This window comes from Pseudonocardia alaniniphila (genome assembly GCF_022524485.1).
GTDB classification, from domain to species: Bacteria; Actinomycetota; Actinomycetes; order Mycobacteriales; family Pseudonocardiaceae; genus Pseudonocardia; species Pseudonocardia alaniniphila.
On the sequence record NZ_JAKXMK010000011.1, the window covers coordinates 113,490 to 133,634 of the forward strand.

The window sequence follows — 20,145 nt, forward strand, 5'->3', positions numbered from 1 at the left end:
TCGGCGCCAGGGTTGCCGCGTTGTTTTCAGTTGCACAAGACCGAGGCGACCATCGGTCCCGGGCCGATACAGTGGTACCCGGGGTGTACGCGGCGCAGCGCGCGCCGGTGCATGGCGCAGCCCAGGCTAGGAGTGTAAATGTTCGAGAGGTTCACTGACCGAGCGAGGCGTGTTGTCGTTCTGGCGCAAGAAGAGGCCAGGATGCTCAACCACAACTACATCGGCACCGAGCACATCCTCCTTGGCCTCATCCACGAGGGCGAGGGAGTGGCCGCGAAGGCCCTGGAGTCCCTCGGGATCGCCCTGGAGGGCGTCCGCCAGCAGGTCGAGGAGATCATCGGTCAAGGTCAGCAGGCACCGAGCGGGCACATTCCGTTCACGCCGCGGGCCAAGAAGGTACTCGAGCTGTCGCTGCGCGAGGCGCTGCAGCTCGGCCACAACTACATCGGCACCGAGCACATCCTGCTCGGCCTGATCCGCGAGGGCGAGGGCGTCGCGGCACAGGTGCTGGTCAAGCTGGGGGCCGACCTCAACCGGGTCCGTCAGCAGGTCCTTCAGCTGCTGTCCGGCTACCAGGGCAAGGAGCCTGCCGAGGGCACGTCCGGTGGCCGCGGCGAGGGCACCCCGTCCTCCTCGCTGGTCCTCGACCAGTTCGGTCGCAACCTCACCCAGTCGGCCCGTGAGGGCAAGCTGGACCCGGTCATCGGCCGGGAGAAGGAGATCGAGCGGGTCATGCAGGTCCTCTCCCGGAGGACCAAGAACAACCCCGTCCTGATCGGCGAGCCCGGCGTGGGCAAGACCGCCGTCGTCGAGGGGCTGGCCCAGGGCATCGTCAAGGGCGAGGTGCCCGAGACGCTCAAGGACAAGCAGCTCTACACCCTCGACCTCGGCTCCCTGGTCGCAGGCTCGCGCTACCGCGGTGACTTCGAGGAGCGCCTCAAGAAGGTGCTCAAGGAGATCCGCACACGCGGCGACATCATCCTGTTCATCGACGAGCTCCATACCCTGGTGGGTGCCGGTGCCGCCGAGGGCGCGATCGACGCCGCCAGCATCCTCAAGCCGATGCTGGCTCGTGGCGAGCTGCAGACGATCGGTGCCACCACGCTCGACGAGTACCGCAAGTACGTCGAGAAGGACCCCGCGCTGGAGCGCCGCTTCCAGCCGATCCAGGTGGGCGAGCCGAGCGTCGGCCACACCATCGAGATCCTCAAGGGGCTCCGCGACCGGTACGAGGCGCACCACCGCGTTACGATCACCGACCCGGCCCTGGTTGCCGCGGCCACGCTGGCCGACCGGTACATCAGCGACCGGTTCCTGCCTGACAAGGCGATCGACCTGATCGACGAGGCGGGCGCCCGGATGCGGATCCGTCGCATGACCGCGCCTCCGGACCTGCGCGAGTTCGACGAGAAGATCGCGGCCGTGCGTCGCGACAAGGAGTCGGCGATCGACGCGCAGGACTTCGAGCGGGCCGCGCACCTGCGCGACTCGGAGAAGCAGCTTCTCGCGCAGAAGGGTGAGCGGGAGAAGCAGTGGAAGTCCGGCGACCTCGACGTCATCGCCGAGGTCGACGACGAGCAGATCGCCGAGGTGCTCGCCAACTGGACCGGGATCCCCGTCTTCAAGCTCACCGAGGAGGAGACCACGCGTCTGCTCCGCATGGAGGACGAGCTCCACAAGCGGATCATCGGGCAGGAGGAGGCCGTCAAGTCGGTCTCGCAGGCCATCCGCCGCACGCGGGCCGGCCTGAAGGACCCGAAGCGTCCGTCCGGCTCGTTCATCTTCGCCGGCCCCTCGGGTGTCGGTAAGACCGAGCTGTCCAAGGCGCTGGCCAACTTCCTGTTCGGCGAGGACGACGCGCTCATCCAGATCGACATGGGCGAGTTCCACGACCGCTACACCGCCTCGCGGCTCTTCGGTGCCCCTCCCGGGTACGTGGGCTACGAGGAGGGTGGCCAGCTCACCGAGAAGGTGCGCCGCAAGCCGTTCTCCGTGGTTCTGTTCGACGAGATCGAGAAGGCCCACCAGGAGGTCTACAACACCCTCCTGCAGGTCCTCGAGGATGGTCGCCTGACCGACGGTCAAGGTCGCACGGTCGACTTCAAGAACACCGTCATCATCTTCACCTCGAACCTCGGCACGCAGGACATCTCGAAGGCGGTCGGCCTCGGGTTCGCCCAGGGCAACGACGAGACGTCGAACTACGAGCGGATGAAGAACAAGGTCAACGACGAGCTGAAGAAGCACTTCAGGCCGGAGTTCCTCAACCGTATCGACGACATCATCGTCTTCCACCAGCTCACCGAGGAGCAGATCATCACGATGGTCGACCTCATGATCACGCGGGTGGAGGCGCAGCTGGCCAACAAGGACATGGCCATCGAGCTGACGCCGGCTGCGAAGGCGCTGCTCGCACGGCGCGGGTTCGACCCCGTGCTGGGTGCTCGGCCGCTTCGCCGCACCATCCAGCGCGAGATCGAGGACCAGCTCTCGGAGAAGATCCTCTTCGGCGAGGTGGAGCCCGGCCAGATCGTGGTGGTCGACGTCGAGGGCTTCGACCCGAAGGCTCCGGAGGGATCCCGGGCCGCCGACGACAAGGCCAAGTTCACCTTCCGCGGTGAGCCGAAGCCCGTCACGGTGCCCGACGCCCCGCCGGTCGACCTGGCGAAGTCCAGCGACGACTGATCTCCCGTAGTACCGCTGCGAACGGCCCGTCCGGACCTCGTCCGGGCGGGCCGTGGGGGGGGGGCGGGCCCCCACCCCCCCCCCCCGGCGGGGGGGGCCGTTCGCCGTCTCCGGCACAAGCCCGCGAGCCGGCGAGGTGAACCGGACGAAATCTTTCTCCGCGTAACGACCGGCGGCCGGTAGGTTCCCCGGCGTGAGCTCGGTTCGCGTCGTCCCCGAGACCGAACTGATGTCCGGAGAGCAGCTGTCGGCCGACGACGCCTGGCACACGGTGCGCCGCTACGGCCTCGTCCACCTGCTCGCCACCGCGTTCGTCCGCTTCCGGTACGGCGATGGCTTCAGCCATGCCCGTGCCTTCGCCCTGCAACTGGCGCTCGCCGCGGTGCCCCTCGTGATCGCCGGGGCCGGGCTGGCGAGCGCGCTCGGCGCGGAGTCGTTCGCGGAGGTGGTGGCCCGCACCGTGGTGGCGATCTCGCCCGGCAGCAGCGACTCTCTGCTCACCGAGGTCCTCAACGGCCCTCCCGACGAGGGCAGCGAACGGGCCGAGATCGTGGTGGTGCTGGGGTTGGCCACCGCGTTCGCGGCGGCGACATCGGCGTTCGCCCAGCTGGAGCGTGGCGCCAACCGGATCTACGGCACCAAGCGGGATCGGCAGGCACTGCGCAAGTACGGCCGGGCCGCGGTGCTGACGGCGACAGCGGGGGTCGCCATGGCCGTCGGGCTGTTGTTGATCGTGGCAGGCGAACCGTTCGGCGAGGCCATGGAGCAGGTCTACCGGTGGGGCGACGGCGCGGAGGAGGTCTGGGACGCCCTGCGGTGGCCGGTCGGGATGGCGGCCCTCGTGGTGGCGGTGACGCTGCTGTTCGAGCACGCGCCCCGGCGCCGTCAGCCCGGGCTGAGCTGGCTCGCCGTGGGCGCGACCGTCACCGTGCTGGCCTGGCTCGTCGGGTCCGGGCTGCTCGCGCTGTACGTGGTGGCCGCGGCGGGCTTCGGCGACACCTACGGGCCGCTCACCGCCGTCATGGCGTTGTTGCTGTGGGCGAATGTCACGGGTATCGCCCTGCTCGCCGGGCTCGCGCTGGCGGCGCAGCTCGAGGCGGTACGGGCAGGCCGCCCCGACCCACTGCTGCCCGACAGCGACGACGACGGGATCCCCGACGACCTGGACGAGCACCCGGGCTCCCCGGCCCGCTGACCCTGCGGGTCGCCCGCTCACGGGGCTCGGATCAGCGGAGGGTGACGGGGCGGGCGTCATCGGGCGGCGTGCCGAACAGTGTGGCCGCGTCGTGTTCGGGAGCGGGCTCGGCCGTGAGGTGGGCCGAGGTGATCCGCGTGGTGCGGAACCACCGGGGGCCTTGCCGGAGGCGGCACCAGGCAAGGAGGTACCAGTGGCCCTTCGTCGCCGCCAGCGCCACCGGCTCGACGGACCGCTCCGTGATGTCGCCGGACGCGTCGGCGTAGCGCAGCACCACCACCTGCTGCCGGCGCACTGCCTCGTCCAGCACCCTCGCGACAGCAGGACGGGGTGCGGGCTCGGGAGACCGCAGCCACAGCCGTGCCGCGATCGCCTCGGCGCGTTCCCGCTCCGCCTCGGGCATCGCCGCGAGCACCTTCGACAGCGCGCTGCACCCGTCCACCGCGAACGGCAGGGCCGGTAGCGCGGCCAGCGCCACCGCGATGGCGGCCGCCTCGGCGCCGGTGATGTTCAGCGGCGGAAGCGTGGCGGAGTCCAGGACGTAACCACCGCCGGGCCCGGCCTGCGCCCACAGCGGGAGCCCGGCCTGAAGCAAGGCCTCGATGTCGCGCTTGATCGTCCGGGTCGAGACCTCCAGGCGCTGGGCCAACCATGCACCGGTGCGTCCGGCAGCGCCCGCGGCGCGCAGCTCCTCGGCGATCGCGTACAGCCGTTCGGTGCGGTTCACGCGTGGAGAATGCCGGAAAAACGGTGACATCACGGTGTCACCGACACTGCGAGAACCTGCTCCCATGACGATCAGCGCGACACACCAGATCCACCGCCTCGACGGCCGTCGCGTCGCGGTGCACGACCTCACGCCCGATGCGCCCGCCGGCGCGCCGGTGGTGCTGCTCTGTCACGCGGCACCGGGATCCGGCGTGTTCGACCCCGACCCCGAGGCGACAGCCGCGCGCGGGATCCGGCTGATCTCGTTCGACCGGCCGGGCTACGGCGGGTCCGACCCCGTCGGCGACGGGGCGTTCGCGACCGTGGACGGGGCAGCGGACGACGCGGCCGCGCTGTTGGAGACCATTCTGGAGCCGGGCGCGACCGCGGCGGTGGCGGGCTGGTCCGCCGGTGGGCGGGTCGCCCTCGCGCTCGCGGCCCGGCGCCCCGACCTGGTCTCGCGCGTGGCCGTGATCGGCACCCCGGCGCCCGACGAGGATGTGCAGTGGATTCCGGAGGAGCACCGCTCGGGTATCGAGGCGCTCCGAGATGCGCCTGCCGCCGTCGCGCACGAGGCGCTGGGGGCCGCGTTCGCTCCGGTGCTGGCGGCGCTCAGCGGCGACGCCCGGTTCGGTCTGGTGGGGATCGACGAGGCGGACGGGCCCGTGCTCGCGGAGCATGGTGTCGCCGATCGGCTGCGCGCGATGCTCGACGAGGCTCTCGTTCAGGGTGGGGCCGGGTTGATGGCCGATATCGCCGGCTACACGCTCCGGCCGTGGGGTTTCGACCCGGCCGAGGTGAAGGCGAGTGTGTTGCTCGGCTACGGCTCGGCGGACCACATCGGCCGGGCGCACGGCCTGTGGTGGCAGCGCGCGCTGCCGGACGCCCGGCTCGACGTGGTCGACGGTGCGGGGCACCTGGTGGTGGTGCCCCGTTGGAAAGCGCTGCTGGCGTTTCTCTGCCGAGAGGCTGTCTGACAGCCGAGGCAGCCGACGGCGTGGTTGTTCGCAGAGCGGTCTCACCGCGGCAGAGGTGGTCCGACATCCTCAGGTGATACCGACCCGGGTTCCGCCGGTGCCAGCGTGCGTGCCGGAGCGGCGGATCCTGACTCGGGCTCGATGACGCCGAGCCCGTACACGAGCAAGGCGAGGAGGCAGGCCGCGAGTACCAGCGCGACCAGCCGCCAGTAGACCAGGAGCAGCAGCGCGACGAAGACCATCGCGATGTAGGACGCCGACATGTCCGTCTCCCCCCATTGGTGCCATTTCGTCATCGACAGGGTGACCCGACAACGGACGTCTGTCAACTGGTGTCAGGAGTCTGACGACTGTAGTCCTTCAGGTCGGTGGACAGACGTCCGCGCTTCCATTACCGTCAACCTGCCTCCCTCGCTGATCCGCTGACGGGAGTCAGAGATTTGTCGCGGGCGCAGCTGCACTTGGGCGCAGACAAGAGGGAGAGATGGACGCCGACCGGGACCCTCAGCTCGAACTCAAGCTGGATGCAGGTCGGCCGTTGCCTGAGGTGATCGCCGACAAGATCCGTGAGCTGATCGACGCCGGAACCTACAAGCCCGGCGGCCGGCTCCCCAACGAGTCGGAGCTCGCGCGCGGCATGAAGGTGGCGCGCAGTTCGGTGCGAACAGCGCTGCAGCGGCTGGAAGCGCTGCATGTCCTCGAGGTGAAAAGGGGCCTCGGCTGGTACGTCCGGCGCACGCCTCCGCCTCCCTCCACGAGCCCGCCGTCCTGGCTGGAGGGCCGTCACTACCGGATGAGCGACCTGTTCGAGCTTCGTATCGGCTTGGAAGGACTCTCAGCGAGTCTGGCCGCACTGCGCGCCACGGAAGGCGAGATCGAGGACATCGCCAAGCTCAACCAGCAGCACAAGGAGGCGGGCGACGACCAGGACGAGCTCCTGCACACCGACGAGGCCTTCCACGAAGCCATCGTCCACGCGAGCCACAACGACCCGCTGATCGAGACGTACCTGCGCATCGTCGCCGAGCTGCGCGAGTGGCGGTATCAGAGCTACGCGGTGCGGGGGGTGCCTCAGCGGTCGTACCGAGAGCACTCGAAGGTGGTGCGCTACCTGCGCAACCGCGACTCCGGTGGCGCGCGGTTGGCCATGAACAGCCACCTGCAGCGGCCCTATGACGAGCTGACCGACATCGACGACGAACCTCTCGACACGATGTACAGCGGGCCAGATGTCGAGCCGGAGTGGCACAACCGCAATCCGGACGGGTAGCGCTCATCCGCCCGAGTGACGATGATGTTGTCGGGACTCGGCGAAACGGGTGGGGTGTATGGCGGTCGTCCTGGTGCTGGCGGCTGCCGTAGGTCTGTTGGTACTGACCGCGTTCGTAGGCCCTGGTCTGGGCGCGCCATGGTTTCGCGTGGTGTATGTGGTCATCCTGTGGGTGGGCCCGTTCCTCCTCGTCGTGCTCGCCGTGCTGATCGGCCGCCGACATGCGACCTCGCGGCTGCAGCAGGCGCTTGCGGACATCGCTGGACCTGCCCTCATCGGCTCGATGTCTCCACGTGCGGCTCTCGGATCGCTCTTGCCGCGGGTCTACGGCAAGGGCTCCCCGCACGAGGACGTTCTGGTGGGAGTGCTTGGCGGCTCGGGCAGGGATCCGGCGGGCAGCGACACGGCAGTCAGCCGGGGGACGACCGCGTACTTTCGGCTACGCGCGATCGACGAGTTCACCAGCGACAACGATGTCACCTGGACCCACGACTTCTCGGGTGTCCGGAACAACCACACGCTGGTGGTCTTCGCTACCTCCGATCCGGTGATCGCCGGACTCATCCCCCGGGAACGTGTCTTTCCGCTCTTCGAACTCTGGTTGATGGACGAGGACCATCTCGAGGACTTCGTCCCTATCCTGCGCGAGAACGCCCGAATCGGAATCTCGTACATCGACGTCGATGGTTTCAACAGGAAGGTGGATCCGACACCACTGCGCGGAGAGGAAGTGGCTGTACGGGACTACGGCCAGTTCGTGCGGCTGCCGGAGAGTCTGGATCGCAAGAACGTTCGGATCGTTCAGTTCGACCTCTACGATCTCGTCGACCCCGATCACGTGGTGGAGTCCATCGAGACGCTCTCGTTCCGGGTTTCAGTGCGGAATTCGAGTGCCTTGGGCTATGTAACGTGGTCGCCGCCGCACCCGTGCTTCGTCCACAAGATCACGTTCGATGTGGAGGAACTGCCATTCGAGGGTCAGCGGCTGGCCTACCTTGTGCTCACCTCGACGCTGCAGAAGGCCGGGCTGCCGACGAATACCGTGTGGGAAGAAGTGTCCGACCGGATTGAGGTCAAAGTGGAGTCGTGGATGCTGCCCGGTCACGCTGTGACGCTGCTCTGGCGCCCGCTCGACCCACCGGCCACATCGTGACGCTACTCTGGGGCCTCACCCCAACGGCCCAGCGGTCACGCGGTGGCGATACTCTGGCGCTCCCTTCGACCCCAGCGGAGCCCTGACGTGCCACTCGGTGCGGCCGATCTTCGGCGTGCCCACGCGATTTTCGGCCTGCCCGCTGAAGTGATCGAGCAGCGGCGAGTGCTGTATCGGACTCTCCTGGAAATGCTGTCCGGCGAGAAGCCCCGGACAGGTACTGACGAGGACATACTCGACAATCCCGCCACCCGGGGCCACCTCGGTGCCGTTCTCGCGGGTGACGAGCCTTTCACGCCAACGAAATGCTTCCCGCTGAGCGAGCTGGTTGTGGAGGGGCGCACGACCAGCGTCGAAGGATGCGTGGTCCGGCTTGCTTCCACGTTGTCTGCGCGGGAGGCACTAGCGGGCGCGGTGATGAAGGTCAGTGGTGAGCTGCGGAGACACGGCGCCGATACTCAGGAATCGGCTCTTGTGACAACCACTGGCCGCCCAGTTGCGGGCTCGCTTTTCGACCGGCTCGTCGACGGCATCGAGCTCGCAGTACGCATGGCATCGATGCTGGCGCTGGACCTGCTGCCGCATGTCAGCCTGTTCGCTGTGCTGACCCGGGATGCGGCCGGTCGTTTGGGATCTGCGTCCGCCCGCGAGTTCCCGGGGCTCATCCTCCTTCCCGAACCAGATAGCTCCCTCGAGGTGGCCGAGGCCCTGATCCACGAGGGCGCGCACCAGAAGTTCTTCGACCTGGCCACCACTCGCGCTCTCTTCGGCGCGAGGCCGTATCCGGCACCGACGTTTCTCCCGTCCTGGGCGAAGCCGGGTGCGCCTGGTTGGCCCGTCGAACAGACCTTTGCTGCATGGCACGCCTATTGTTGCCTGAGTGCCTTCCATGATTCCCTCGGAGATCTGGACATCCACAGCGATTCTTTGTTGCCCCACGCTGAGGAGCGGTATCCGGAGATCGGCGACTGGCTGCTGGCCCACGGAGAGTGCCTCGGCCAGGACGGGCATGCGTTGCTGGGCGCGGTGACCGGCCGGCGCCCCGAGCACATCAGCACCGATGTTCCTGTTGACCTCGACCGGCTGTCCGCCGATATCGCCGACGGATCGCTGCTGCTCCGCAAGGTAGGCGAACGAACGCTCGTTGCAAGACAGGCGAGCCGCACTGAGCTATTCTGGATTCGATCTAAAACTCTTGACACGCACTCGATGTCGGATGAGCGGTCGACCTAGCACGGCTGACGGTCGACTCCATTTAACCCCTGCTGACAGTCGCACCTTCGAGCGACATTCGGCGCCGAGTGCGGGTGCTTCGGCGATACTGTGGCGATTGGTACTTCTGGGCACGGGTGTTCTGCGTCTAAATGGACTAATTTGCGGCTCGCATTATCCACCTCCTGGAAAGTAGACGGAACAATGGCTCTGGACGTCGCCGACGACAAAACACTCCTGGCGCCTGCGCTGCAGGTCACCTGGATCGGCCCCCAGCGGCCGGTGGAAGGCGGCACGGTGTTCGTGAAGCCGCTGGTCGAGGACGACGCTGCAGAGAACGAGATCAGCGCGGACTCCGCGTCCTGACCTTCGCCCGGTTGGCACGGTCGGCGTCCAGGTATGGCGTCGACCTGTCCCGTCATGTCGCACCAGCCCGATTATCGGCGCGGAACGCGCCGTTACAGTCGCTACGGCGGCCCAGCCGGGTCGACGGGTAGGCACGCAACAAGGAAGCGATGGGCACCCGAGCGCAGGAGTGCCCTCCCGTGAATCCGGCATCAGCCGAGGATTTCTTCCAGAGCCAGGAGGGTGGCCTCTGCGGGGGCTGCGATGGGGACGCCGCGGCCGTGTCTTACCTCCGGCTCGCGGGGGTTGATCCGCACCAGCGCACCGGACGCCGCGCTGGCCCGCTCCGCCTCGCGCCGCACGGTGGGGAGGGCGTTACCCGCGCCGAGCTCAACGACGGCGAGCCGCTTCCCAGCGGCGCGAAGCTCGCGCAGCCAGGTGTTGTGCGCCCGCATCTGGTCGGCGGCGCGATCGGCGATCCATTCCATGTCCCCGAACATCAGGATGTTCGGACGGGCGAGCGCCCCGCACGACGGGCAGGACGGCAGTGGCGCGATAGCGCGCATCGTGGCGGTGTCGACGTCGACCGAGATTCCGTCGGCCGGCCACACCGGCTGTCCACAGTCGATCATGCACTGCAGGAAGTGGATGGATCCGTGGCACTCGGCCACCTGTTCCTCGTCGAACCCGGCGCACTGGAACTGGCCGTCGACGTTCGAGGTGAACACGCGCGTCGGCCATCGCTGCGCCCACTTCAGCAGGACGCCGAACCCGGCGTGCGGCACGGTCCTGCGGTACAGCGCGAGCCGGTGCCCGTAGAAGCCCCAGGCCAGCTCCGGGTCGGCGGCGAAGTGCACCGGGTCGGCGATCTCCTCGAACCGCAGCCCCAGGCCTCGATAGGGCGGGTAGGCCCGCCAGAAGCCTTCGGGGCCGCGGAAGTCGGGCAGGCCCGAGTCCACGCCCATCCCCGCGCCCGCGCACACCAGCAACGCATCGGCGCCTGCGATCAGTGCAGCGGCTGCCGATGCCTGGGCGGGCTCAGGGCGCAAGGAGGTTCAGGACGCGGTGGAACGCTGCACTACCTCGAACTCGAGCAGGGACGCCCCGGTGGCCACGGGCTTGGCGCGCTCGCCGCCGTGCGCCTCCGCTGCCGGGCCGTTGCGCCAGGCCTGGAACGACTCCTCGTCCTCCCAGTGGGTGAGCACGAAGTAGCGGGTCTCGCCCTTGACCGGCCGCAGCAGCTCGAACGAGATGAAGCCGGGCTGCCCGTCTACTGCGTGCAGCCGGTTGGCGAACCGCTTCTCCAGCTCGGGTCCTGCGCCCTCGGGCACCTCGATCGCATTGATCTTTACAACTGCCATGGGACCTAGGCTAGCCGGGATGCGGCGGCGAATGCTGACCAGCGACGGCCTGCAGCTCGCGGTCGTCGAGTTCGGCGGGCAGGGCACCCCGATCGTGGTGCTGCACGGGCTGATGGGCAGGGCGACGACCTGGTGGCCGGTGGCGCAGTGGCTCGTCGCGCACGGACGCGTGCTCGGCTTGGACGCCCGCGGCCACGGCAGATCCGAAGCGCGGGCACCGTGGACCACCGAGCGCATGACGGCCGACGTCGCCGAGCTGCTCGGCGAGGTCGGACCGGCCGTGGTGGTCGGGCACTCGATGGGCGGGCTGCACGGACTCGTGCTCGCCGCGCGGCATCCGGAGCTGGTGCGGGCGCTCGTCGTCGAGGACATGGGCGTGGATTTCCGCGGCCGCAGCGCCGAGGACGCCCAGGCCTGGTTCGGCGCGCTCCCGCAGCCCTTCCCGTCGCTCGCCGCGGTCCGCCGCGCCTTCGGCTGGCCTCGTCCCGAGTTCGGCGACTACATGGCGGAGTGCGTCGAGGAACGCCTGGACGGCTACCACCTGCTGGCCCAGGTGGAGTATGCGACCGCGATCGCAGCGGAGTGGGCGGAGCTCGATCACTGGGACGCCCTGGCCGCGGTTCGCTGTCCGGTGCTGCTGGTCGAGGCCGAGGACAGCATCGTGCCTGCCGGGCAGATGACCGAGATGGCGCGTCGTATGGCGGCGGCGGACCACGTGCGGATCCCGGGGACGGGCCACCTCGTGCAGTCCGGCGATCCGGAGGCGTACCGGTCGGCGGTGGAGTCATTCCTGAGTACTCACATGTGAGTACTCATGCTTTACTGCGGCCCGTGAATCCCACCCGGCTGTTCGTCCTGAGTGCACTCGCGAAGCGCGGCGCGATGTACGGCCATCAGATCCGCCGCGATGCCCGCGTCGATCGGGCCGAGCTCTGGTCCGACGTCCGCCCCGGCTCGCTGTACGGCGCTCTGCACCGGCTCGAGGGCGAGGGACTCGTGCGGGCGTTGCGCACCGAGCAGGAGGGCAACATGCCTGCACGCACCGTCTACGAGATCACCACCGAGGGCAGGCGTGAGCTGCACGTTCTCCAGACGGAGGCCTTCGAGGAGGTCCAGTTCCGGCCCGACCCGGTGGATCTCGCGCTCGCCACCGGCTCGGACGTCGACGAGGCCACGTTGCGCGGCTATCTCGTCGACCGGAAACGGGCGCTGTCGGCACGGCTGTCCCAGTTGGATCATCTGCACGACCGTGCGTGGCCGGACCAGACCGTGGCCGACGATCTCGTGGTCGAGCACGCCCGGCTGCGGCTACGGGCGGAGCTGGAATGGCACGAGATGGTGATCGACCAGCTCGGCAAGCTCACCGCCGCGACCGAGACCCAGGAGATCGGACGATGACGGTCCGGCCTCTGCGCCTCATCGGCGACCCCGTGCTGCGGATGCCGTGCAACCCCGTCACCACGTTCGACGCCCCGCTGGAAGCGCTGGTCACCGACCTGCTCGACACCGTGCGCCTGCCCGGACGGGCCGGCCTGGCCGCCAACCAGATCGGGGTGGCGCTCGCAGCGTTCTCCTATGACGTCGACGATCGGTTCGGCTACGTGCTCAACCCGCGCCTCGTCGAGACCGACGGCGAGTACGACGGCGACGAGGCGTGCCTGTCCGTGCCGGGGGTGCACGCCCGGCGGCTCCGTGCTGCCTACGCGCATGTGGAGGGTGTCGACCTCGACGGGCGCCCCGTGTCGATCGAGGGCACCGGCGAGCTGGCCCGTTGCCTGCAACATGAGACCGACCACCTACGCGGCGAGCTCTACATCGACGCTCTCACCGGGGAGCGTCGGCGCGACGCCATGCGGATGCTGCGACGCGCCCGGGTCTGAGCGACCGCGAATCGTGATCGACTCCGAGTGGTGATGATCGTCTGGCGGTGTGACGATGCATGGGCTTCGCAATGGGGGGAAGGGGACGGCCCGTGGCCGAGGTGGACACCGCTCTGAGCTCAGGTTTGAAGAACCGGCACGTCACCATGATCAGCATCGCGGGGGTGATCGGGGCTGGTCTGTTCGTCGGCTCGTCTGCCGCGATCGCGACGGCGGGTCCCGCCGTCCTCATCTCCTACGCGTTCGCGGGCCTGCTCGTCGTGCTCGTCATGCGGATGCTCGGCGAGATGGCGGCGGCGCAGCCCGACTCCGGGTCGTTCTCCACCTACGCCGACCGCGCGATCGGCCGATGGGCCGGGTTCAGCGTCGGATGGCTGTACTGGTGGTTCTGGGTGCTGGTGATCCCGCTCGAGGCCACCGCCGCGGCCACGATCCTCAACTCGTGGATACCCGCCGTTGCCCAATGGGTGTGGGCGCTGGCGATCACACTGGCCCTCACGGCCACGAACCTGTTCAACGTCGCCAAGTACGGCGAGTTCGAGTTCTGGTTCGCGCTGCTCAAGGTCGTCGCGATCATCGCGTTCATCGCCATCGGTGTGCTGGCGGTGCTCGGTCTACTGCCGGGCAGCGATGTCAGCGGCGCGTCCCGGCTGTTCGACCAGGGCGGCTTCCTGCCGAACGGCATCGGCGCCGTGGTCGCCGCGGTGCTCACCACGATGTTCAGCTTCATGGGCACCGAGATCGTCACGATCGCGGCCGCGGAGTCGGAGAAGCCCGCCGAGCAGATCGGCCGCGCCACCCGTTCGGTGATCTGGCGGATCTCGGTGTTCTATCTGGCGTCGATCCTGATCGTCGTCGCCCTGGTGCCGTGGAACAGCCCAGCGCTCGCGGAAGCTGGCTCCTACCAGGCGGCACTGCAGGTCATGGGCGTTCCCGGCGCCAAGGCGATCGTCGACGTCGTCGTGCTGGTCGCGGTCGCGAGCTGCCTCAACTCGGCGCTGTACACGGCGTCGCGGATGATCTACTCGCTCGGCCGTCGCGGCCAGGCGCCGAGTGCCGTGATGCGCACGACGGCGGACGGCGTGCCTCGCGTCGCCGTGCTCGCCTCCACCGCCATCGGCTTTCTCGTCGTGATCGCCAACTACCTGGTGCCAGAGGCGGTCTTCACCACGCTGCTCGCCACGTCCGGGGCGATCGCGCTGCTCGTCTACCTGGTGGTGGCGGTGTCCCAGCTGCGGCTGCGCGCGAAGCTGGAGCAGGAGGGCGCTCACATGCCGGTGCGGATGTGGGCCTACCCGTGGCTGACGTGGGCCGTCGTGATCGTGATCCCGGTGATGCTCATCTACATGGCCACCCGGGAGTCGTCGCGGTTCGACCTGGCGATGACCGCGCTGATCGCCGTGGTGGTCGTCGTGATCGGGATCGTGACCTCCCGCCGCGGCCGGCGGTCAGCCGATCTCCACCTCGACGACACGCGCGCGGACCGGAGTGACCGGGTGTAGCGCGGCGAACGCGTCGGCGGGGCGTTCCTCGGACAGTACGCAGTGCGGCAGCCACGTGCCGGGCAGGTAGGCGGCGACGGGCGCGCGCACCCGGCCGGCCAGCGCGTCGTGCACTGCGGCGTGCACGGCGAGAAGCTCCGCGTCCACCACGGCAGCCAGCACGAGCTCATCGGCGCGCCCGGCCACGGTGCCCAGCGTGGCGAGCCAGATCGAGGGCAGGGCCAGCAGCCGCAGTTCGGCCGCCAGTGCGTCCCTGGCCGGCTGAGGTACGGCCCCCGCGGCCGCGACGGTGACGGCGGGTGTGTCGGTCGGCACCGCGAGCCCCAGCGACCGCAACCGCGCCCGGAGCGACTCCACCTGGGCACATGCGTCGTCGTCCAGCCGGAAACGGACCGTCTGCGCCATCGTCAGGCGGGCAGCGCGAAGCGGCCGTCGTCGTGCTGCTCGGCGAGGCCGTCCACGAGCAGTGAATGCAGGCAGCGATCCCGCTGCGCCGCATCCGACCAGGCCGCGTCCAGCGCCGCCCGCTCGACGGGGCCCGGCGCGTCGCGCAGCACGTCGAGCAGCCTGCCGCGGACCTGCCGGTCGGTGCCGGCGAACGCCTGCACCGGCTTGCGCGGCCCGGAGTATTCGGGCCGGCCTGCCGCCTGCCATGCGCAGACCGAGCGGACGGGACAGGCGCTGCAGCGCGGACCACGGGCGATGCAGACCACGGCGCCCAGCTCCATCAGCCCGGCCGATATCACCGCGGCCGACGCATCGTCGCCCGGGAGCAGCGCATCGACATCGGCGAGATCGGCGGTGGTGCGCGCCGGTCCCGCGTCTCCGCGGCCGTGCACGGCACGGGCCACTACCCGCCGGACGTTCGTGTCGACCACCGGGCACCGCCTGCCGTACCCGAAAGCCGCGATCGCACGGGCCGTGTACGAGCCGATGCCGGGCAACGCCTCCAGCGCGTTCACGTCCGACGGCACGACGTCGCCGTGCGCCCGGGCGATCTCCGCGGCCGCCTCGTGCAGACGCAGGGCCCGGCGCGGGTAGCCGAGCTTGCCCCAGGCCCGCAGGACATCTGCCCGCGGCGCCGCAGCCAGTGCCGACGGGACCGGCCACCTGTCCATCCATGCCGTCCACACCGGCTCGACGCGCGCCACCGGCGTCTGCTGGAGCATGAACTCACTCACCATGACGCCCCACGGAGTGGTCTCCGGACGGCGCCATGGCAGATCCCGGGCGGACGCGCGGTACCAGTCGAGCACGAGAGCGGGCAGTGACACGGTCGACGATCGTGCCACTGCCACTCTTCCTGCCTCAGACCACCTCGTTCAGCTTGCCCGTGGCCACGTCGAAGACGAATCCGCGCACCTGGTCGGTGTGCGGGACGAACGGGTTGGCCTTGATCCGCTTGATCGACTGGCGGACGTCCTCGTCGACGTCGGAGAAGGTCTCGACCGCCCACTCGGGCTTGATACCGGTCTCGTCCTGGATGCTCTTCTTGAACTCGTCGTCGGTGAAGGTCAGCATCCCGCAGTCCGTGTGATGGATGAGGATGATCTCCCTGGTGCCGAGCAGCCGCTGGCTGATGGCCAGCGAGCGGATCTCGTCGTCGGTGACCACGCCACCGGCGTTGCGGATCACGTGGGCCTCGCCCTCGCCGAGGCCGAGGATGCCGTAGACGTTGAGCCGGGCGTCCATGCAGGCCACGACGGCGACGTTCTTGGACGGGGGCAGCGGCAACTGTCCCGCGAAGGTCTCTGCGTAACCGGCGTTGTTCGCGAGCAGTTCATCCGTGATGGACATCGGTGTCTCCTGGTTCGAAACGAGATGCCGCAGGCGAGCGCCCACGACAGTGGGACGCGCGGAGGCCGCGTGGCGACCGGGGAACGTGCGCGGTGCGCTACGCGGCCGGGCGACAGAACTCGTCGAACTGCATGATCCGGCGGCTCGGCCAGAAGGCCTCGAGCAGCACCGGTGTCCGGATCATGCCGAGAAGTGAACCCGCTCTGCCCTGCAGGTGCAACCCATTCAGCATGGTCAACCGCGCCAGGAGTGAACCTGCTCCGCCGACCGTGTGCAAACCGGCGCGTCGCGACGCGCCGAGGCAGGGCCAATTCCGCAACGTATGGTAATCGCTTCGATACTCTTCGTGACGTGTGGGAGCCGGTTGGGCCGCTACCCGCGTCCGTCTACTGGAGGCGACGCTGGGTGGCGATCGCGTCCACGGCCACTGTCCTCGTGATCGTGGCCTGGGCCGTCGTCATCGTGGTGGCGTCCGCAGCAACGTCCAACACCCCCACGACCCGGGCCGCAGTCCATTCAAGCGCGTCCGCTCCCCAGCAGGCCTCACCGTCCCCGGAAGTTGCGCCGGCGTCTGCCCCGCCGCCGGCGCAACCGGGGACGGTGGGGCCTGCGCCCACCGGATCCTCGCCGTCGAGCGAGCAACTGCCGCCCCCGCCCGGCGCCGCCATCGCCGCCGAGCAGTTGGTGCCCGACGACACGCCGCGCCAGTCCGTACCGGTTCCCCCGCCGGTGCCGGTGCCGCCGACCGGCCCGGTGCCATGCACGAACGCGATGCTGACGGTGGGCGCCGAGATCGATCGCCCCGAGCATCGGGTGGTGGACCGGCCGGTCCTGCGGCTCGTCGTCACAAACGTGAGCGATCAGCCGTGTATCCGGGACCTCGACTCGGCCAGGCAGGAGATCGTGGTGTGGGGGCCCGGCGGTGCGCGGATCTGGTCCAGCAACGACTGCGTCAACGCGTCCACCAGCGACCTGCGAACGCTCGTGCCCGGCCAGCCCGTGGCGTTCGCGGTGCGGTGGGCGGGGCGCACCTCGACCCCGGGATGTGCCGCACCGCGCACGGTGGTGCCGCCGGGCAGCTACAACGTGATGACCAGAGTGGACGACGCGATCAGCGCGGCAACGCCGTTCCGGCGGCTTCCCTGACGGGTCGCCTCAGCGGATCGCGTGCAGCACCGATCCGACGTCGCGGACCTCGGTGATCTTCATTCCCGCGGGGGAGGCGCCGTTGTCGGGTGGCACGAGAGCGTGCGTGAAGCCGAGGCGGGCCGCCTCGGCGAGCCTGCGATCGAGTCCCGTGACGCGACGCACCTCACCGGCCAGCCCGATCTCACCGAGCACGACGACATCGGCCGGCAGCGCGACGTCACGCCGCGCGGAGGTGATCGCGAGCGCCAGTGCGAGGTCGGCCGCGGGTTCGACGACCCGCATCCCGCCCACGGTGGCGGCATAGACCTCGGCGTCGTGCAGCCGCACGCCCGCCCGCTTCTCCAGGACGGCGAGCAGCATCGCGATGCGTGCGTTGTCGAGCCCGCTGACCGCACGCCGCGGGCTGGGGATGTCCTTCCCGGTCACGAGTGCCTGGAGCTCGGCCGGGAGCGGGCGGCGGCCGTCCATGACCACGGTGACGGCGGTGCCGGGCACCGGCGGACCGCCGAACCGCGCCAGGAAGAGCCCGGACGGGTCGGGCATCCCGACGATGCCTTGGTCTCGCAGCTCGAAGCAGCCCACCTCGTCGGCGGGCCCGAAGCGGTTCTTGACCCCACGCACCATCCGGAGCGTGGAGTGCTTGTCCCCTTCGAATGCGAGCACGACGTCGACGAGGTGCTCGAGCACCCGTGGGCCGGCGATCGCGCCGTCCTTGGTGACATGTCCCACGAGCAGCACCGGCAGGCCGCGTTCCTTCGCGAGCCCGGTGAGTGCGACGGTGACCGCGCGGGTCTGCGTCACGCCGCCGGGGGAGCCGTCCGCGTCGCCCGTGGACATCGTCTGCACCGAGTCGACGACGAGCAGGTCAGGGCGCAGTTCGTCGATGTGGCCCACGATCGCGCCGAGGTCGGACTCGGCGGCGAGGTAGAGCTCGTCGTGGACGGCGCCGGTGCGCTCGGCGCGCAGTCGCACCTGGCCCGCGCTCTCCTCGCCGGTGACGTACAGCACGCGACCCGCGCTCGCAGCCTTGGCCGCCACCTCCAGTAGGAGCGTGGACTTCCCGACGCCGGGCTCGCCCGCCAGCAGGACGACCGAGCCGGGGACGAGGCCACCACCGAGTACTCGATCCAGTTCGGACACGCCTGTAGGCCTGGAGCGGGCCGAGTCGAGCGCGACGTCCGCGATCCGGCGGGCAGGGGCGGTGGGGGCTCCGGCCGCGACCCGCTTCCTCGCGGGAGCGGCGGCCACCGGGGCCGACTCCTCGAGGCTTCCCCAGGCCTGACAGGACGGGCAGCGCCCCACCCACTGAGCCGCGAGGTGTCCACACTCGACGCAGCGGTAGCCCGCACGGGCCGTACGGGTGCGGGGTGTCACGCCTGTGGCGCGGGCACGGTCACTCGGCCGTGTTCTCGCGCGGGCCGGAGGGGTTCTGGACCGGGACGGGCACCTGGATCTGGCCCGCCTTCTCGAACGTGAACGTGACGGGGTAGGTCGGGCCGGCCGTGATGTCCTCGCGAAGACCGGTGAGCACGATGTTCGCCTCGCGAATACCGCCGGAGACCGGCGGAGTGCCGGGAGGCGGCGTCGATCCACCCGGGCCGGGCGTGGCCGTCGTCGTCGGAGCGGGCGCCCCGGGTGCGGCCGGCGCACCAGGCGTGGCCGGAGCGCCGGGCACGGCGGGGGCACCAGGAACTGCCGGCGCTCCGGGAGCCGCCGGGAGGGCGGGCGCTACCGGCGCCGGCGGAGCGCCCTCGACCAGCAACCTCTGCCCCGCGGGGAGGTCCGACGTTCCGGTGATCTGCACGGACGTGGCGATCGGGCTCGACACCGAGACCAGCCGATCGGCCTGGGCACCGGCGTTCACGATGCTCATCGACAGGGGCGCGCTGCCACCACGGGGGTAGACGGCCGCACCCTGGGCCCGGTCGTTGAACTCGATGACCGAGTCGCGGATCGCGATCGTGCCCACCTGGACGTTGGCGCCGTCCACGGCCGAGAGCTGCGTGTCGGTCTGGGTGATCTGGCCCGCCCCGCACCCGGCGAGCGTGACGGCCGCGGCTACGGCCCCGACGAGGGCTGCTGCGGTCGGACGGATACGCACGATGCGGCTCACGGGTCTGACGTCCTTCCTGGCGGGCCATCACGTCGTGCTGCGGGCGCAGCGGTGCAACAGACGCGGACGGCTGACGTCCTCGCCGGTCACTGGCTTCGGCCTGCACGAGCCTAACGCCCCCTGTAGGAGCGCCTGGCGCGGTCCCCCGCAGTGGCGACAATAGCTGCGCCTGCACGTTTCCCGCTGGTTGTCAATCCCCTGACCTGCGACGACGGGCCGGGTCGGGCAGCGGTGCCAGGTCCGGCCGTGTTAACCTGGTTCCAGCGAAAGGGGCAGAGGACACATGGCTTTCAAGGTCGGAGAGACCGTCGTCTACCCGCACCACGGTGCCGCTCTCATCGAGGCCATCGAGACTCGGACGATCAAGGGCGAGGAACGTCAGTACCTCGTCCTCAAGGTCGCGCAGGGTGATCTCACGGTGCGTGTTCCCGCCGAGAACGCCGAGGTGGTCGGTGTTCGTGACGTGGTGGGCCAGGAAGGTCTGGACAGGGTGTTCGAGGTGCTTCGCGCCCCGCACACCGAGGAACCCACGAACTGGTCACGCCGGTACAAGGCGAACCTGGAGAAGCTTGCTTCAGGGGACGTGAACAAGGTTGCCGAGGTCGTCCGCGACCTGTGGCGGCGGGAGAAGGATCGCGGTCTGTCTGCAGGCGAGAAGCGCATGCTTGCCAAGGCCCGCCAGATCCTCGTCAGCGAACTGGCTCTCGCCGAGGGCACCGACGAGGAGCGGGCCGAGATGCTTCTCGACGAGGTCCTCGCCACCGCCACGGCCTGAGCGCACGCCCACTGTCCCAATCT

The 20,145-nt window shown here is 69.6% G+C and carries 23 protein-coding genes; 13 read left to right on the forward strand and 10 right to left on the reverse strand.

Annotation, left to right across the window (positions count from 1 at the left end):
- Window positions 1-138: 138 nt before the first annotated feature.
- Window positions 139-2,685, forward strand: a complete 2,547-nt coding sequence (locus MMF94_RS14260; RefSeq protein WP_241036879.1) for an ATP-dependent Clp protease ATP-binding subunit — start codon at window positions 139-141, stop codon at window positions 2,683-2,685.
- 193 nt (window positions 2,686-2,878) lie between these two features.
- Window positions 2,879-3,880: a YihY/virulence factor BrkB family protein gene (locus tag MMF94_RS14265; RefSeq protein WP_241036880.1), complete on the forward strand. Its 1,002-nt coding sequence runs from the start codon at window positions 2,879-2,881 to the stop codon at window positions 3,878-3,880.
- A gap of 31 nt (window positions 3,881-3,911) precedes the next feature.
- Here MMF94_RS14265 and MMF94_RS14270 read toward each other — a convergent pair whose 3' ends face one another.
- Window positions 3,912-4,607, reverse strand: coding sequence for a helix-turn-helix transcriptional regulator (locus tag MMF94_RS14270; protein ID WP_241036881.1), 696 nt, complete (start codon window positions 4,605-4,607; stop codon window positions 3,912-3,914).
- Between the two features lie 64 nt (window positions 4,608-4,671).
- Here MMF94_RS14270 and MMF94_RS14275 point away from each other — a divergent pair, with 64 nt between their 5' ends.
- Window positions 4,672-5,565 carry an alpha/beta fold hydrolase gene (locus MMF94_RS14275; protein ID WP_241036882.1) on the forward strand — a complete coding sequence of 298 codons (894 nt, stop codon included), beginning with the start codon at window positions 4,672-4,674 and terminating at the stop codon, window positions 5,563-5,565.
- Between the two features lie 41 nt (window positions 5,566-5,606).
- Here MMF94_RS14275 and MMF94_RS14280 read toward each other — a convergent pair whose 3' ends face one another.
- A complete protein-coding gene (locus MMF94_RS14280) occupies window positions 5,607-5,828 on the reverse strand; it encodes a hypothetical protein (protein ID WP_241036883.1) in 222 nt (73 codons plus the stop codon).
- A gap of 221 nt (window positions 5,829-6,049) precedes the next feature.
- On the opposite strand from MMF94_RS14280, the gene MMF94_RS14285 reads away from it, so the two are divergent.
- The 4 genes from MMF94_RS14285 to MMF94_RS14300 all read left to right on the forward strand — a co-directional run bounded on the left by MMF94_RS14285 (window position 6,050) and on the right by MMF94_RS14300 (window position 9,566).
- Window positions 6,050-6,835 carry a FadR/GntR family transcriptional regulator gene (locus tag MMF94_RS14285; RefSeq protein ID WP_241036884.1) on the forward strand — a complete coding sequence of 262 codons (786 nt, stop codon included), beginning with the start codon at window positions 6,050-6,052 and terminating at the stop codon, window positions 6,833-6,835.
- A gap of 58 nt (window positions 6,836-6,893) precedes the next feature.
- Window positions 6,894-7,988 carry a hypothetical protein gene (locus MMF94_RS14290; protein ID WP_241036885.1) on the forward strand — a complete coding sequence of 365 codons (1,095 nt, stop codon included), beginning with the start codon at window positions 6,894-6,896 and terminating at the stop codon, window positions 7,986-7,988.
- A gap of 87 nt (window positions 7,989-8,075) precedes the next feature.
- A complete protein-coding gene (locus tag MMF94_RS14295; protein ID WP_241036886.1) occupies window positions 8,076-9,221 on the forward strand; it encodes an aKG-HExxH-type peptide beta-hydroxylase in 1,146 nt (381 codons plus the stop codon).
- A 183-nt stretch (window positions 9,222-9,404) separates the two neighbouring features.
- A complete protein-coding gene (locus tag MMF94_RS14300; RefSeq protein ID WP_241036887.1) occupies window positions 9,405-9,566 on the forward strand; it encodes a hypothetical protein in 162 nt (53 codons plus the stop codon).
- Window positions 9,567-9,757: 191 nt separating this feature from the next.
- Here the strand turns inward: MMF94_RS14300 and MMF94_RS14305 are convergent, their stop codons facing one another.
- Together MMF94_RS14305 and MMF94_RS14310 are read right to left on the reverse strand one after the other, a co-directional pair.
- Window positions 9,758-10,510, reverse strand: a complete 753-nt coding sequence (locus MMF94_RS14305) for an SIR2 family NAD-dependent protein deacylase (protein ID WP_241037117.1) — start codon at window positions 10,508-10,510, stop codon at window positions 9,758-9,760.
- Between the two features lie 90 nt (window positions 10,511-10,600).
- Window positions 10,601-10,906: an antibiotic biosynthesis monooxygenase family protein gene (locus MMF94_RS14310; protein ID WP_241036888.1), complete on the reverse strand. Its 306-nt coding sequence runs from the start codon at window positions 10,904-10,906 to the stop codon at window positions 10,601-10,603.
- A 19-nt stretch (window positions 10,907-10,925) separates the two neighbouring features.
- Here MMF94_RS14310 and MMF94_RS14315 point away from each other — a divergent pair, with 19 nt between their 5' ends.
- From MMF94_RS14315 to gabP, 4 genes are all read left to right on the forward strand, one after another.
- A complete protein-coding gene (locus MMF94_RS14315; protein ID WP_241036889.1) occupies window positions 10,926-11,714 on the forward strand; it encodes an alpha/beta fold hydrolase in 789 nt (262 codons plus the stop codon).
- A 23-nt stretch (window positions 11,715-11,737) separates the two neighbouring features.
- Window positions 11,738-12,304 (forward strand): PadR family transcriptional regulator, encoded by a 567-nt coding sequence (locus tag MMF94_RS14320; RefSeq protein WP_241036890.1) that lies wholly within the window; start codon window positions 11,738-11,740, stop codon window positions 12,302-12,304.
- Window positions 12,301-12,786 (forward strand): peptide deformylase, encoded by a 486-nt coding sequence (locus MMF94_RS14325; protein ID WP_241036891.1) that lies wholly within the window; start codon window positions 12,301-12,303, stop codon window positions 12,784-12,786. Before MMF94_RS14320 ends, MMF94_RS14325 begins: the two co-directional genes overlap by 4 nt.
- 92 nt (window positions 12,787-12,878) lie before the next feature.
- Window positions 12,879-14,288, forward strand: a complete 1,410-nt coding sequence (gabP, locus tag MMF94_RS14330) for a GABA permease (RefSeq protein WP_241036892.1) — start codon at window positions 12,879-12,881, stop codon at window positions 14,286-14,288.
- Here the strand turns inward: gabP and MMF94_RS14335 are convergent.
- The 4 genes from MMF94_RS14335 to MMF94_RS14350 form a co-directional block, all read right to left on the reverse strand.
- A complete protein-coding gene (locus MMF94_RS14335) occupies window positions 14,235-14,693 on the reverse strand; it encodes a 2'-5' RNA ligase family protein (RefSeq protein WP_241036893.1) in 459 nt (152 codons plus the stop codon). The two genes, gabP and MMF94_RS14335, sit on opposite strands and share 54 nt — an antisense overlap.
- 2 nt (window positions 14,694-14,695) lie before the next feature.
- Window positions 14,696-15,562 carry an A/G-specific adenine glycosylase gene (locus MMF94_RS14340; protein WP_241036894.1) on the reverse strand — a complete coding sequence of 289 codons (867 nt, stop codon included), beginning with the start codon at window positions 15,560-15,562 and terminating at the stop codon, window positions 14,696-14,698.
- Between the two features lie 34 nt (window positions 15,563-15,596).
- The gene (locus MMF94_RS14345; RefSeq protein WP_241036895.1) at window positions 15,597-16,085 is read right to left on the reverse strand and encodes a beta-class carbonic anhydrase; all 489 of its coding nucleotides are present in this window, start codon (window positions 16,083-16,085) and stop codon (window positions 15,597-15,599) included.
- A 97-nt stretch (window positions 16,086-16,182) separates the two neighbouring features.
- Window positions 16,183-16,323: a hypothetical protein gene (locus MMF94_RS14350; protein WP_241036896.1), complete on the reverse strand. Its 141-nt coding sequence runs from the start codon at window positions 16,321-16,323 to the stop codon at window positions 16,183-16,185.
- Between the two features lie 113 nt (window positions 16,324-16,436).
- Here MMF94_RS14350 and MMF94_RS14355 point away from each other — a divergent pair, with 113 nt between their 5' ends.
- On the forward strand, window positions 16,437-17,231 hold the full coding sequence (locus MMF94_RS14355) for a hypothetical protein (RefSeq protein ID WP_241036897.1): 795 nt from the start codon (window positions 16,437-16,439) through the stop codon (window positions 17,229-17,231).
- A 9-nt stretch (window positions 17,232-17,240) separates the two neighbouring features.
- Here the strand turns inward: MMF94_RS14355 and radA are convergent, their stop codons facing one another.
- Together radA and MMF94_RS14365 are read right to left on the reverse strand one after the other, a co-directional pair.
- Window positions 17,241-18,608, reverse strand: coding sequence for a DNA repair protein RadA (gene radA, locus MMF94_RS14360; RefSeq protein ID WP_277398725.1), 1,368 nt, complete (start codon window positions 18,606-18,608; stop codon window positions 17,241-17,243).
- 19 nt (window positions 18,609-18,627) lie between these two features.
- Entirely contained in the window at window positions 18,628-19,347 is a 720-nt protein-coding gene (locus tag MMF94_RS14365) for a copper chaperone PCu(A)C (protein WP_241036898.1), read from the reverse strand.
- A gap of 283 nt (window positions 19,348-19,630) precedes the next feature.
- On the opposite strand from MMF94_RS14365, the gene MMF94_RS14370 reads away from it, so the two are divergent.
- Complete coding sequence (locus MMF94_RS14370) at window positions 19,631-20,122, forward strand: CarD family transcriptional regulator (protein WP_241036899.1); 492 nt, start codon at window positions 19,631-19,633, stop codon at window positions 20,120-20,122.
- Window positions 20,123-20,145 lie beyond the last annotated feature (23 nt).

What these genes read in the sequence shown, in the direction of transcription:
- MMF94_RS14260 (WP_241036879.1), top strand. Translation starts at nt 139, where the DNA reads ATGTTCGAGAGGTTCACTGACCGAGCGAGGCGTGTTGTCGTTCTGGCG.
- MMF94_RS14275 (WP_241036882.1), top strand. Translation starts at nt 4,672, where the DNA reads ATGACGATCAGCGCGACACACCAGATCCACCGCCTCGACGGCCGTCGC.
- MMF94_RS14280 (WP_241036883.1), bottom strand. Translation starts at nt 5,828, where the DNA reads ATGTCGGCGTCCTACATCGCGATGGTCTTCGTCGCGCTGCTGCTCCTG.
- MMF94_RS14285 (WP_241036884.1), top strand. Translation starts at nt 6,050, where the DNA reads ATGGACGCCGACCGGGACCCTCAGCTCGAACTCAAGCTGGATGCAGGT.
- MMF94_RS14290 (WP_241036885.1), top strand. Translation starts at nt 6,894, where the DNA reads ATGGCGGTCGTCCTGGTGCTGGCGGCTGCCGTAGGTCTGTTGGTACTG.
- MMF94_RS14300 (WP_241036887.1), top strand. Translation starts at nt 9,405, where the DNA reads ATGGCTCTGGACGTCGCCGACGACAAAACACTCCTGGCGCCTGCGCTG.
- MMF94_RS14305 (WP_241037117.1), bottom strand. Translation starts at nt 10,510, where the DNA reads ATGGGCGTGGACTCGGGCCTGCCCGACTTCCGCGGCCCCGAAGGCTTC.
- MMF94_RS14310 (WP_241036888.1), bottom strand. Translation starts at nt 10,906, where the DNA reads ATGGCAGTTGTAAAGATCAATGCGATCGAGGTGCCCGAGGGCGCAGGA.
- MMF94_RS14315 (WP_241036889.1), top strand. Translation starts at nt 10,926, where the DNA reads ATGCGGCGGCGAATGCTGACCAGCGACGGCCTGCAGCTCGCGGTCGTC.
- MMF94_RS14325 (WP_241036891.1), top strand. Translation starts at nt 12,301, where the DNA reads ATGACGGTCCGGCCTCTGCGCCTCATCGGCGACCCCGTGCTGCGGATG.
- MMF94_RS14335 (WP_241036893.1), bottom strand. Translation starts at nt 14,693, where the DNA reads ATGGCGCAGACGGTCCGTTTCCGGCTGGACGACGACGCATGTGCCCAG.
- MMF94_RS14345 (WP_241036895.1), bottom strand. Translation starts at nt 16,085, where the DNA reads ATGTCCATCACGGATGAACTGCTCGCGAACAACGCCGGTTACGCAGAG.
- MMF94_RS14370 (WP_241036899.1), top strand. Translation starts at nt 19,631, where the DNA reads ATGGCTTTCAAGGTCGGAGAGACCGTCGTCTACCCGCACCACGGTGCC.